Annotated in this window: 14 protein-coding genes and 1 pseudogene; 6 read left to right on the top strand and 9 right to left on the bottom strand. The window is 53.7% G+C overall.

From position 1 onward, the window contains the following. Window positions 1-95: 95 nt before the first annotated feature. The 3 genes from ABJD00_RS04445 to ABJD00_RS04455 all read right to left on the bottom strand — a co-directional run bounded on the left by ABJD00_RS04445 (window position 96) and on the right by ABJD00_RS04455 (window position 2,867). Window positions 96-968 (bottom strand): TRAP transporter large permease, encoded by an 873-nt coding sequence (locus ABJD00_RS04445; protein WP_413848492.1) that lies wholly within the window; start codon window positions 966-968, stop codon window positions 96-98. Next, window positions 961-1,512 (bottom strand): TRAP transporter small permease, encoded by a 552-nt coding sequence (locus ABJD00_RS04450; protein ID WP_348468366.1) that lies wholly within the window; start codon window positions 1,510-1,512, stop codon window positions 961-963. Before ABJD00_RS04450 ends, ABJD00_RS04445 begins: the two co-directional genes overlap by 8 nt. Window positions 1,513-1,580: 68 nt before the next feature. Beyond that, window positions 1,581-2,867 carry a C4-dicarboxylate TRAP transporter substrate-binding protein gene (locus ABJD00_RS04455; protein ID WP_413848494.1) on the bottom strand — a complete coding sequence of 429 codons (1,287 nt, stop codon included), beginning with the start codon at window positions 2,865-2,867 and terminating at the stop codon, window positions 1,581-1,583. 242 nt (window positions 2,868-3,109) lie between these two features. Here ABJD00_RS04455 and ABJD00_RS04460 point away from each other — a divergent pair, with 242 nt between their 5' ends. Beyond that, complete coding sequence (locus ABJD00_RS04460) at window positions 3,110-3,436, top strand: hypothetical protein (RefSeq protein ID WP_413853672.1); 327 nt, start codon at window positions 3,110-3,112, stop codon at window positions 3,434-3,436. A gap of 257 nt (window positions 3,437-3,693) precedes the next feature. Here ABJD00_RS04460 and ABJD00_RS04465 read toward each other — a convergent pair whose 3' ends face one another. The 5 genes and pseudogenes from ABJD00_RS04465 to ABJD00_RS04485 form a co-directional block, all read right to left on the bottom strand. Further along, on the bottom strand, window positions 3,694-3,975 hold the full coding sequence (locus ABJD00_RS04465; protein ID WP_348468372.1) for a hypothetical protein: 282 nt from the start codon (window positions 3,973-3,975) through the stop codon (window positions 3,694-3,696). Window positions 3,976-3,982: 7 nt separating this feature from the next. Then, window positions 3,983-4,186 (bottom strand): annotated as a pseudogene (locus ABJD00_RS04470) (hypothetical protein); the annotation flags it as partial. Beyond that, the gene (locus ABJD00_RS04475) at window positions 4,183-4,386 is read right to left on the bottom strand and encodes a hypothetical protein (RefSeq protein WP_247034477.1); all 204 of its coding nucleotides are present in this window, start codon (window positions 4,384-4,386) and stop codon (window positions 4,183-4,185) included. The gene ABJD00_RS04475 and the pseudogene ABJD00_RS04470, both read right to left, overlap by 4 nt. Further along, a complete protein-coding gene (locus ABJD00_RS04480) occupies window positions 4,383-5,261 on the bottom strand; it encodes an ArdC family protein (protein ID WP_413848527.1) in 879 nt (292 codons plus the stop codon). Before ABJD00_RS04480 ends, ABJD00_RS04475 begins: the two co-directional genes overlap by 4 nt. A gap of 484 nt (window positions 5,262-5,745) precedes the next feature. Beyond that, window positions 5,746-5,988 carry a hypothetical protein gene (locus tag ABJD00_RS04485; RefSeq protein ID WP_413848525.1) on the bottom strand — a complete coding sequence of 81 codons (243 nt, stop codon included), beginning with the start codon at window positions 5,986-5,988 and terminating at the stop codon, window positions 5,746-5,748. A gap of 357 nt (window positions 5,989-6,345) precedes the next feature. Between ABJD00_RS04485 and ABJD00_RS04490 the strand changes: the two genes are divergently transcribed. The 5 genes from ABJD00_RS04490 to ABJD00_RS04510 all read left to right on the top strand — a co-directional run bounded on the left by ABJD00_RS04490 (window position 6,346) and on the right by ABJD00_RS04510 (window position 11,186). Further along, entirely contained in the window at window positions 6,346-7,245 is a 900-nt protein-coding gene (locus ABJD00_RS04490) for a LysR family transcriptional regulator (RefSeq protein ID WP_165798978.1), read from the top strand. A gap of 123 nt (window positions 7,246-7,368) precedes the next feature. Further along, entirely contained in the window at window positions 7,369-8,409 is a 1,041-nt protein-coding gene (locus ABJD00_RS04495; RefSeq protein ID WP_106610562.1) for a TRAP transporter substrate-binding protein, read from the top strand. Window positions 8,410-8,494: 85 nt separating this feature from the next. Then, a complete protein-coding gene (locus ABJD00_RS04500; RefSeq protein ID WP_413848522.1) occupies window positions 8,495-9,058 on the top strand; it encodes a TRAP transporter small permease subunit in 564 nt (187 codons plus the stop codon). Next, window positions 9,058-10,524 carry a TRAP transporter large permease gene (locus ABJD00_RS04505; RefSeq protein ID WP_413848520.1) on the top strand — a complete coding sequence of 489 codons (1,467 nt, stop codon included), beginning with the start codon at window positions 9,058-9,060 and terminating at the stop codon, window positions 10,522-10,524. Before ABJD00_RS04500 ends, ABJD00_RS04505 begins: the two co-directional genes overlap by 1 nt. Window positions 10,525-10,595: 71 nt before the next feature. Further along, window positions 10,596-11,186 (top strand): LysE family translocator, encoded by a 591-nt coding sequence (locus ABJD00_RS04510; protein ID WP_341477204.1) that lies wholly within the window; start codon window positions 10,596-10,598, stop codon window positions 11,184-11,186. A gap of 14 nt (window positions 11,187-11,200) precedes the next feature. Here ABJD00_RS04510 and ABJD00_RS04515 read toward each other — a convergent pair whose 3' ends face one another. Continuing rightward, a complete protein-coding gene (locus ABJD00_RS04515) occupies window positions 11,201-12,679 on the bottom strand; it encodes an aldehyde dehydrogenase (protein WP_413848516.1) in 1,479 nt (492 codons plus the stop codon). Window positions 12,680-12,682 lie beyond the last annotated feature (3 nt).

The raw sequence follows: 12,682 nt of genomic DNA on the forward strand, positions 1-12,682 counted from the left end.
GCGCTTGATATCTTTGACGATCTTCTCGCCTGGGCTCTTCGTTGTCTTTCTCATCGTCCACTCCTCGGTGGCTACGATGAGCAACAAACACTCTCTTAGCAAATAACCCTATTTGGACCCATAAGCGCTGACGTCAGACACACTGCCATTCGCAAGGCCTTGAAGCTCAACGTCCGGTAAACGGCGGCGACAATCGCAGATAACACAGCGCCTATGGCACCAGCTTCTGTAGGCGTAAAAACTCCGCCGAACAGACCCGAAAAAACACCAATCACGATCAGTAGAACTGGTGCAGTTTCGCCCAAAGCACGAAGCTTCTCTTGCGGCTTGGCGCTGGCCACGACTGGCGGAGCGAGGTTAGGATCCAGCTTTACTCTTACAAAGATCAGCAAGACATATGCAAACAGAGTGATCAGTCCCACAACCAGCCCTCCAAGGAATAACTGGCTAACGGGTTGGCGCGAAATGATGCCATACAGGATCATTAGTATGGATGGTGGAATGAGCGCACCGATTGTGCCTCCTGCCGCAACGGTTCCAGTCGCCAATTCGGGGTTGTAGCGATGACGCATCATTTCAGGAACCGCAATTTTCCCCATAGCAGCGGAACAGGCCACCGACGAACCGGTTACCGCAGCGAAGCCTGCGCAACCGAATGCCGATGCGATTGCGAGCCCTCCAGGTAACCCTGACAGCCATAATTGTGCGGCATGGAACAGCCCTTGGGTAAGACGTGCGTGGTAACAGATATAGCCCATCAACAGGAATGCCGGGATCGAACTTAGAACCCAGCTGTTTGCAAAATTATAGGGAACTATTCCAAGCGATCCCCAAGCAATGTCCCAGTTGAACATTGACCACAAACCGCCAAACGATACGGCGATCAGCGCAATACCAATAGGAATTCGGATCAGGAGAAAGCCGACGAGAACCGCAATGAAGAGGGCTGCAATCTGAAATTCAGACATCGCGATTGCTTCCTGCTAGATAGGGGTCTTCAATTTGTAAGACGCGCAGCCCACTGTCCCGGCCCATCACTGTAGCGATCATTTTCCACGCCGAAACAAGAGCCATCAGACCAAATCCAATTGGCAAATAGAAATAGCTTGGCCATGTGATTATCCGTCCGCTCGCTTCGATGGAATAAGCCCCAATCGAGTATTTCAATAAGGCTTCCTGACCCGTACGCACGGCAACCGTTGCGGCTACAACACTGGTAACCAGAAGCGCAAATACGGATAGAATTTTCTGGAGCCTTCCAGGAAGTTTTTCGACTAAAAGCTCAACAGAAATATGGTTGTCTTTGACTTCCAACGACCCCAATGGAAAAAAAGCCACTCCGATCATGTAGAAGACGGAGACGTAGAGGATTGTGGCATCGATAGGCGTTTGAAAAATGAAACGCATCAACACATCCAGAAAAACATGGATCACCATTAATACAACCAGTATACCGGCAATGCCTGATGCTCCTTCAGTCATCCAAGAAATGGTTCTTCCAACAGCTTTCATCAGCTTCTACCCATAAATGAAGATACAAAAGTTAAGGGGGGTCAACACGAATGCCCCCCTTTATCAATTCAGTTTGCGTATGTCGCAGGGTCGATTTTGGAAGACACCTGATCCCAATAAAGCTGGTGCAATTGATCTTTCGTTTCCACGTTATTGACCAAACCATACCACTTTTCCAATACGGGGCGAAATTCTTCAATGATCACCTCGGCCCGTGCTACACCGTAGTCCTCCATGAAAAGACCAGCGACTGTTTGCAGGTCTTGCCCGCTGAATTCCTGCACTTCAGCAATGAGCTCCGGCGAAGCTTCGTGAAGTCTTATGCCCCTGGCTTGCGCATCTTCGATCGCTTGATTGTCGTCCGTGTAGAAATTCCAAGTGGCGCTTGCAGTCAGCTGCGTTCCTGCCCAAAGCAACGCCTCGCGTTCTGCATCGCCCATTGCCTTCCAGCGATCCGCGTTGATGTTTGCCGATGCAACACCAGCAAACGCCCCCCCTGGAACGGCCGGGGTTATGTCGGTGACGACCTCGTTCAGATTATAATTAATGAGCTCCGGCGCGCTCAGCATCGCGCATTCTATTATGCCTTGGTCGAGCGCCTCGTACACCTCATTCAAGGGCAGTGTCACACCCTGCGCGCGAAAGTGATCTGCAAATCTAACAAAACCTGCACCGCCGGCGCGCAGCCTCAACCCCGCAACATCTTCAATCGAGGTGATAGAAACGTCCTTGCACAGCATATTATAGAGCGGGGTCACCCCTCCTCCAGTGTAAACTTGGTTTTGGGCGCTGAACTCTTCCATGCATTCAGGGCACATGTTGAATGTGTATTCAAGCATCGCGCCAGCAAACGCCAAAGGCTCCTTTCCAGTGGGGTTATCACGCAAGTTGATCAACGTATTCAACTCGTGAAGGAACAGGTTTGTGCTGTATTCGGCCGGATGATAGGGAGTAAGGACAAAACCGATATCAGCGAGACGGTCACGAACACCGGCATTAGTCTCGGGAATACTTAGAAGTGTCATGGGAAAGCCCGTGATCACGATCTCGCCATCAGAGCGCTCGGCGGCAGCGGTAATATAGTCTTCGACAGCCAGGCCTACTGCTGAGGTGGCTGGAAAGCCAAAAGCAAAATTCATCCGTTCTTCTGCCAGTAGCGGCGTAGCCGCCAGAACAGCGCCCCCCAAAAGACCCCAAAACGAGTGATTCATTGTGCGTTCAAGTTTCATTCTTTCTTCCCTGTCATCGGCAAACCAGGGGTGGAGAAATGTTCCAAGCCAAGATTCGCGTTGTTTGTGCCGATGATTGGTACCGACAGTCCTATGAGCAAAAAACTGAATAGAATTTTGGATCATGTACAATTGTTTACAGGTGGAGAGATGACTCCCAACTCAAAACAGCCAGAGCCGCCCATGTTTGTTTCAAAAGCCCCTTATTATCTTGGCTCAGCCACTCCGTTGCAGTAAATTTGTTTCAACGCATGAAGGGCGCAATAAATCAAATTGCACCTATTGATTGCAAGGTTATAATATTGTATCGGTTCGGTAGTCCGTGAGGGACTGCCGGGCTAATGCACAATTCTGCAAGGCTCGATCCTATGAATTTGATGCAAGAAGCCCCCAATGTTGTCAGTGAAGACGGGCTGCGCACGCTGCTTGCCGAGGGTCATTCGGCGGATGTTGTGTGCCGGGTTACGCCCAAACGTACAGGTGCTCAGTGGTCCGGAGTTTGGACCGTGCATTGCGTCTCGCCAGATGGCGAGACGCGTCGCCTGCTTGTCACTGCACGCAACAACATGGCTGCCCGAGAGTTCAAGACAATCAACGGCTTATCGAGCTTCCTTGCAGGGCTGGGCGTTTCGATCATTTCTATCCCGATGTTTGAGGGCAAAGTCGCCTCGCATCAGCTGGACGACGTCGACTAAGCTACTTGCATTTGGTACTTCGCTTCTCGCTGCGCCAGCTTACTCTGAAGGCTTCGTGCTCTCCATGCGCACGGATGGCCAGTTGGAGACAAAAGCACCGCAATCCGGCCAGCATCATACAGGCAGCCCAGTTATGGCACTTCGCCATAATTGATTCAATATTATAATATTGCATCAACTGCCTGTATTCCGTTTGGAGCAGCCACAGTCTGCGACCGCCGAGCAAAGCCCGGCCACATGCGCAAGGCATGGCACCACTAGTCGTGGTTCCACGCCTCAGCATCGCCAAGGAGTTGCAGCGCTATTGTGCGGGCCGCGCCTTCGGCGCTGGCATAGGTTTGATGGTCGGGCAGCTCGTGCAGATCAAAGGGCTGTTGCGGGTCGTCCGGGGTCTCAACTCGGACATAGATCGCCCAGCCATCAATCAGTGCTGGATCATCACAATACTCCTGCCCGCCATCGGGCAGATTACTGAACCCATGAAGATGCACGCTGGCGCGGCCCTCTCGGGCCGCCTGCCTGATGTCAGAATACTTCATGGCAAACGTCGGCCCTTTCACTGACAAAGAATTTGACAGGCTTGCCGTTCAAGCGGGTGCCATCCCGACTGGTCAAGCCAATAGCTGACCCGTTCTGCGTGAAGGTGATGAGGTATTGCCCGAGCTCATCACGTGTCACCACATACCCGCTGTTGACCCAGTGAACGCGGTTGCCCGCGTCCACTGCTGCTTTGATCTCTTCCAAGGTCATCGCAACGCCTCCTCAAGGATTGCGAGAGCCCCAAGACAATCGTCGATATAGGGCTGCTCCTCGCCGTCCAGATCGTTCAGCTCCAGCCGGTTCAAGACCGCGTAGAGCGTGGCGCGCGCTTCACGAGCGGCGCTTCGCAAGCTGACAGTGTCTTCCAGACGTGCCGTCGAAAAATCATCGCTGTGATAGTCCGGGATCATGCTGCCACCTCCTTGCTCTGACCTGCAGCTGCTAGGACAAAATCGGCTGCCTTCTGCGCCTCGGACGCCGCACGAAAAATCGCCTTTTTGTCCTCTTTGAGCGCTTTCAACCAGCCTTCAACATAGGCGGCGCTTTGGTCGAACTCCGGCGCGACGCCAATCTGAGCCCCAAGGAAGCAAGCACCGATTTCCGCCACCAGCTCTTCAAAGGCATAGGCTTCGCGGTTCGCAAATTTCTTGATCCGCTCAAGCCGCTTTTCGCTACCGGTCCAGTGGATTGATTCATGGGCAAGGGTCGCAAAATACCCTTTCGCACTAAGGAAGGTCGCCACGGGCGGCATATGGATGTGATCCTTGGCCGGGCTGTAATAGGCTCGCGGCTCATCGGTGGTCACGATCTCCGCACCCGTACGAGCAAAAAAAGCCTCAAGATCGGGATCAACCTCAGTGCCAAGGTCGCGCGGGGCCTCGGGACGGATGTAGTACTCCTCCGGCAAATCTTCGATCTGATCCGCGTTGAAGACGCGGTATGCGCGCGCATAGGGCAGTTCTTCCTCAATGCCCAGTTCGTTTTCTCGGGTGAACGTCCCGTATTTGACCACGGTCGACGACGTTTCACCTTTGCGGACCTGACCGCCCAACTCCTGAGCCTGCTTGTAGGTCATCCAGCGGCTGGATACATAATCATGCTTGGCCGCCATGACCCAGAGCATCAGGATATTGATCCCGCGATACTCCTCCCCATTATGTCGGGTCGGCAGGGCAATGCCGGACGCGCTTCCGGTCCACGGCTTGCGCCATGGCGGCGTGCCTGCCTCGATCTCTGCAATAATGGTGTCGGTGACATGGGCATAAACATCAAACTTTGGTGCCATTTGTGGCCTCCTCGATCAAAGTGAAGCGGGTGAGGCTTTGCGCCCCCTTCCGCCGATGGGCTGCGCCTCGGCCACCTGATCTGACCGAATACGCATGTATTCGGCGGAACAGAGTGGGAGAGGGCAAAGCCCGACCCACGGCCCTGGCCGGGGCTGTCAATCGGCCACATTTACGAAGAAAATGTCTGCGCCAAAATCAGACGCCAATTTGCCCCGCGAGGAATGGCTCGCCTGCGAGACAGGGGAAATTGGTGGCTGATTTTGGGGATGGACTAAGGTTGACCGCCACGGTCAGGGGTGTTGGGCGGACAAAACTAAAGGAATGATGCCTGAATCGGGGTGAGCGGGCCAACGGCCCGTTGAGCCCCTGTTCAGTCGATTGGAATTTGTCGCCCGCGCACCAAAGCGCGGGCTCGTATCCATATTCGGGAAGATATATTTTTCGGACCGTCGGAAAGAATGAAACTCGGCTGGTGGGAGCCTTTCATGCTGAACCACCTGAAACCGACATTGAAACTTCTTCGAAATCGAATTTTTCGTTGCGCTGCCGCATGTCCGCTTGGAGCCCAACTTGTAAATTCGAGATTCTCGCTGCGAGTGCACGCAGCACAAAAATTTCCGCAATTGCATAGAACACGACGCTGCCATGCGGCAGACAAACCGGCTCTCGTGTTCCACGCAGTGGAAAAATTCGACCCAATTCACGTGTTGTGGCTTTTTCGTTCATCCACACTCTTGGAACCAACGGTGGGCTTCAGACTTGCCCGACAGGCATGAAATAAATTTTGTAGTTTTAAGCCCAGTTAGCGCTTGCAGGGCTGCAGTTAAGCTTGGGCATGTTGACTGAAGCGCAAGATCAACAGTTTTTGCGGTAGCCATCGTGATCCGAGATGCCAGGCATGACCATTTGACGCTTCGGGATTTGAAGCGTGTGGATAGGGTTAAACTGACGTAGGTCTCACTACTATTTTGAGCACTAGCACCCTAACATGTGTAGGATGAAATCAGATCGCCTGCTTCGTAGCGTGGAATGTCTTATGCAATTGAACCATTCCGAAATGTTGCAAATTTTTGTGGAAAAACCATGTCGTTTAATCTGATAACATTGAAAATGTTCCTGACCGTCGCCAAAGCGGGCAGCATTGCGCAAGCTTCTGAGGCAGAAAACGTCGCAGCGTCGGCGATCAGCAAACGCATTTCCGATTTGGAAGATAAGATCGGGACGCCGTTGTTCTATCGGCAAACGCGAGGCGTAGAGCTGACCCCCGCGGGCCGTGAACTCGCCCGGCATTCCTCGAACGTGCTCAGTCTGGTAGAACGCATGGAAACCCAGATGCTTGATTTCGCATCAGGAGCGAAAGGGTCGGTTCGCATTGCGGCGAACACATCGGCGATTACGCAGTTTCTCCCCGAAGACTTGGCCGGCTTCGTCGAGGATTATCCGGATGTGCGGATCGATCTCAGCGAGCAGACATCTGACGAAATCCTGACGGCGGTGCGGGATGGATTGGCCGATCTGGGCATATTTTCGGGGCTGGTTGAAGAACCGGAACTGGAGGTTCTAACCTACCGACGAGATACACTGGTTGTGGTTATGGGGAAGGATCATCCATTCCGACCCGACAATCCAGTGAAGTTCGCTGAATTTGCCAAGCTTGCTATGGTGGGCCTGCAATCAGGTAGTTCACTTCAGGCGTTCTTGGAGGCGCGTGCCGCGGAACAGGGGCTGACACTCAAGACACGTGTCGAAACCCTTAGCTTTGATGGTGTACGCCGGATGGTCGAGGCAGGTCTGGGGGTTGCCGTACTTCCCCTTGGTGCAGTTGAACCCTACCTTGAAAGTGCGCAATTACGGATGCAAGAAATTGACGAAGACTGGGCTGTTCGGACGCTAAAACTTGCTGTGAAGGATTTGAACGCAGTGTCCCGTCCTGTTCGCGCTTTGGTGGAACATCTGATTTCCCAGAACTTGGGGAACACATAGCCCGGCATGTCTTTGCCATCCCGAACGGTGATACCCCCATTCGGAATTCGAGACTCCTGAAAGCGGCGGTACAGGCGTTACCCATAGATTGCACAACAAAAGCAATCCTATGGGAGGATAACCATGAACAGAACATCCAAGGCGATCACCGCCGCCGCGATGCTGGCAGGCGTCGTCGCCGCACCGGCACTGGCCGAAGAAATCAAGATCAACATGCCATCAACCTTCGCCGGTTCGTTGACCCAACTGGGTACAGCTGGTGTGCGGTTTGCAGACACCGTAAATCTGATCTCTGGTGGTGACATTGAAGTCAAGTTCTATGACCCTAATGCTCTCATTCCTGCGTTGGAAATTTATGACAATGTATCTACCGGAGCGGTAGACGCAGGTTGGTCAACCTCGGGTTACTGGGGTGCCAAAAACTCTGCCCTGAACCTGTTTGCTGCTGTGCCATTTGGTCCGGGACCCGGTGAATACCTGGCATGGATGTGGAATGGCGATGGCGAAAAGTTGATGAACGAGTTGTACCATCCCGTCGGTATCCACGGGCAGGTCTGCGGCATCGTTTCGCCGGAAACCTCTGGCTGGTTCAAAGAAGAAATCAACTCCGCAGAGGACCTTGCAGGGTTAAAAATGCGCTTTTACGGCCTTGGCGCTTTGGTGATGCAGAAAATGGGTGTCGACACCCAGCTTCTGGCCGGTGGCGACATTTATCCAGCACTGGAGCGTGGCACGATTGATGCGACCGAATTCTCGATGCCCGCAATCGATCAGAACCTGGGGTTCTACAATCTTGCCAAACACAACTACTTCCCCGGTTGGCACCAACAGTCGACCATTCAGGAACTTCTTGTGAACAAGGCTGTTTGGGACGGCATGACGGATCAGCAACGTGCGATCATTACGACGGCATGCCGCGCGACTGTCGCAACGCAGCTGGCAGAGGGTGAAGCCATTCAAGGCAAGGCACTGCTTGAGATGCGTGCCGAAGGTGTGACGACCCACCGTTGGCCAGATGAATTCCTCGACACGCTTGAGGCTGAATGGAATGGGATCGCCATTGAGATGGCCGAGGAAAACCCTGACTTTGACCGGGTTTGGAAAAACCTTCAGGCCTTCCGTGCTGACTACAAAGTCTGGAAAGATCTGGCCTACCTCGATTGATGAACTGAGATTAAACAAAGAACCCGGCTGACTGTCAGCCGGGTTTACTCATTTTCAAGTCAAGAAAAGAAGGAAGGGGTGTCCAATGCAGAGCGCTTTGGCGGTTAGCCGCGCAATCGATGGGTTTCTCTGGGTTATGGCCAAGATTGGCGCTTGGTGCGCGCTGCTTCTTGTACTCGTTGTCACTTATGACGTGACCACCCGTTATCTGGGCGTACCCAAGGTATTTGGATTGACCTCAACAATGTTGCAGGAATCCGAGTACTGGCTGCATAGTTTTCTGATCGTTTTGGTCGTGGGCTATGCCTACACAAGACAATCCCACGTGCGCATTGATCTGATCCGCGAAAACCTTTCGGATCGTGCCAAGTACATAATTGAAATCATGGGCATCCTACTGGCCTTGATCCCTTATTCCTTTCTGGGGGCCTGGCTGTCCTGGCCCTATGTCGTTCGGTCCTATATCTCTGGCGAAATTTCAAAATCCCAAACTGGCTTGACTGATTTGTGGATCCTGAAAAGCGGATTGATCATGCTTTTCGCTTTGATCGGACTGGCCGGGATATCCCAGCTTATCAAATCAATCGCAGGACTGGCCAGAAGGCTTCCCAATGACATGAAAGCCACGACAATCGGGGGTGGCCACTGATGGGCATTGTCGAACTCCTCCCGCTGTTGATGTTTGTCGCTCTTGCGTTCCTGCTGTTTAGCGGCTTTCCGGTTGCCTGGGTTCTGGGCGGTGTTGGTCTGGGTTTTGGCCTGATCGGCATTGCCGCAGATGAGCTTGCCTTTATTCAGTTCTCCACACTGCCGTCGCGTATTTTTGGCGGTGTCATGGAAAACCTCATCCTGACAGCGATCCCGATGTTTGTGTTCATGGGCACGATGCTGGAAAAATCCGGCGCTGCGCGCGACCTGCTGAATTGCCTTCAAGTTCTGATGCGGCGAGTTCCGGGAGGTCTCGCACTGTCTGTGACCATCATGGGTACAATTCTGGCAGCCACGACAGGTATCATTGGGGCGTCTGTCATCATGATGAGCCTGTTGGCTTTGCCGATCATGGTTGAGCGCAAATACGATCATGCCCTTGCAACCGGCACAATTGCGGCGTCCGGAACGCTGGGCATCCTGATCCCGCCGTCGATCATGCTGGTGATCATGGCAGATTTGCTGTCGCGCTCAGTGGGCAATCTGTTTGTGGCGGCGATCTTTCCTGGCCTCATTCTGGCGACGCTCTACATGGCCTATATCGTCATTCGCTGTTGGCTTAACCCGTCTTTGGCACAGCCAATATCTGAGGCTCTCGGCCCGCAAACGCGCGGTGGCGTAGTGGTCATGATCCTGCGTAGCTTTGTCCCCCCTGTTATCCTGATAGGCATGGTGCTCGGCTCAATCCTTGGGGGCGTGGCAACCCCAACCGAGGCGGCTGGCGTCGGTGCATTAGGCGCGATTTTATTGGGGTTCTTCAATTTGGTGATCTTGCCCTCGATGGGCGTAAAGGACTTCACACTTGAGGGGCCAGATGCCAGCACGCAATCTGCCACCGTTGTTGCCACATCTTTGTGGAGAAAACTGGTGCAGTTCGGACGCACGGTGTCCGGCGTGGTCGACAGTACGGCACAAACCAATGCGATGATCTTCGGCCTGTTCGTCGGCGCGACTTTCTTTAGCTACATCTTCCGCGCGTTAGGTGGCGATGATCTGGTGATCAGCACTGTTGAGGCGATGGGTCTTGGCCCATGGGGTTTGTTGTTCCTGCTGCTTGGTCTAGTCTTTGTGTTGGGGTTCTTCTTTGACTGGATCGAGATCACGCTGATCGTGCTGCCCGTCTTCGCACCCATCATTGCACAACTGGACTTTGGCGATCACGTCTCGCGATTTGACGTCGTGTATTGGTTCGCAATCCTGATTGCCATCAACCTGCAAACCTCGTTCTTGACGCCGCCCTTTGGTTTTGCGCTCTTTTACCTCAAGGCTGTCGCGCCGCCGGAGGTAAAGATCCAACAGATCTATCGCGGCATCATCCCGTTTGTGATATTGCAGCTGTTTGGTCTGACACTGGTGATCCTGTTTCCAGAGATCGCGCTTTGGCTTCCCAGAGTGTTGCTCAACTAAGCATATGATATGTTACATTTGGCAGGTGCTGCACCTTTGCGGCACCTGCCTTGTCGTTTGTGAGAAAGCTATTGATAGCCGAAACTCTTCCATTGTTTCTGTTTGTACTGGCTGGGTTGTTTTCGCCTGGCCCGAATGTCGTCATGCTGACCGCATCGGGTGCAAGGTTCGGGTTCAGGGCTACGGTTCCACACCTGCTGGGCGTTCCGTTTGGGACTGGAATGTTGGCCGCCGGAAGCGCACTTGGGCTGAGCACACTTCTGCTGACCTTACCGGCACTGAAACTGCTGTTTCAAATAGGGGCCGCTCTTTGGATTTTGTGGCTGGCATGGCAGACAGCCTTGGCAGGGCGCACCGAAAGAACACAAGACCGTGGGTGCCCATTTACTTTTCGTCAGGCAATTCTGTTTCAGGCCGTAAATCCCAAGGTCTGGGCGATCGCGCTCGCGGCCTCAGCAGGATTTGGCATTGGGCTTGCCCCCCATCAAGAAGCACTGCGCTTGTTCGTTGTTTTCGCGGGCATCAATCTGGGTGTGTGCCTGTTTTGGACAACACTTGGCCATTTGCTTTCGAATTTCTTGCGTTCCGAGAATGTTTGGCGCGCTTTTATGACTTTGATGGCCGCATTGATGGCGAGCACAATCATTCTGATATTTGCCTAAAACGCGAAATCGGATCAGCGCATGATGAAGGGATTGGCGACCTCGGAAGCCGTTGAAATCATCACGCTCTTGGTTTGTAAATACTGGTAAATCGCGTTCTGGCCATTCTCACGACCCAGTCCGGAATTCTTGTAACCGCCCAGCGGGGTCATGTAGCTGATCACACGGTAGGTGTTTGCCCAAATGGTCCCCGCCTGAAGTCGTTCCGAGAAATGTTTGATCTTGCGAATGTCCTGCGTCCACACCCCCGCAGCAAGGCCATAACTGCTGTCATTGGCGATGCTCAGCGCTTCATCAGCGCTGTCAAAGGGAATGACAGACAGAACCGGGCCAAATACCTCTTCCTGTGCAATGCGCATGTCGTTGCGTACCCCGCCAAAGATGGTGGGTTCAACAAACCAGCCATTGCCCAACTCTGGCCGGTCGGGTCTGCCGCCGCCCATCAGGGTCTCCGCGCCTTCACCTTTGGCGACGTCAATGTAGCCCAGAATTTTTTCCAGCTGTTGCTCGGTCGTGACTGGACCCACCTGGGTGTCGGTGTTCATCGGATCACCGATCCGCGCGATTTTGGCAAGTCTTAGTAATTTGTCGAGGAACGCGTCATGGGCACTGCGCTCGACCAGCAAACGTGATCCGGCGATGCAGGTTTGGCCCGAGGCGGCGAAAATGCCCGAGATCACGCCGTTAACAGCATTGTCCATTTCAGCATCGGCAAAGACGATATTGGGGGATTTTCCACCCAGTTCCAACGTCACCTTCTTGAACGTCCGCGCGGCGACCTCGGCAATGTGGCGTCCGGTTTGTTCGGAGCCGGTGAAGGCCACTTTGGCGACACCTTCATGTTCGACAAGGCTGGCCCCCACTTCCGCACCAAACCCCGTCACCACGTTGAACACACCTTTGGGCAGGCCAACCTGATCCACGATCTTTGCCAGTTCCAATGTCGAGGCCGAGGTGAATTCCGACGGCTTCACGATAAACGTATTGCCAGCCGCCAATGCCGGTGCGAGTTTGTAGGCCAATAGCAGCAGGGGTGAGTTCCACGCGGTGATGCCAACGCAGACACCCAGAGGCTCATAGCGGGTGAAGTTCAGCATGTCGGGTTTATCAATCGGGATTACGCTGCCTTCGATTTTGTCGGCGAGGCCTGCGTAATAATAGAACCACTCCGGCACGTATTTCAGCTGAAAGAACATCTCGTTGAACAGCTTGCCGTTGTCCTGAACCTCGGTCCGAGCCAGCGCTTCGGCATTTTTAGCGATCAAATCACCCAGCTTGCGCAACAGGTGTCCGCGATTGGTGGCCGTTATGCCCGCCCAATCGTCCGAGCGAAAGGCACGTGTCGCTGCTGCAACAGCCCGATCTGCATCCTCTTGCTGCCCGCGAGGGATCACGGCCCAAGGCGCACCCGTGTAGGGATTCTTGCTTTCGAATGTCTCTTTGCCCGCGGCATCTGTCCACGCGCCGTCGATATACATCTGGTAGGTTTTCATGTG

The sequence above is a fragment of the Tateyamaria sp. genome (assembly GCF_039945315.1).
Classification (GTDB): domain Bacteria; phylum Pseudomonadota; class Alphaproteobacteria; order Rhodobacterales; family Rhodobacteraceae; genus Tateyamaria.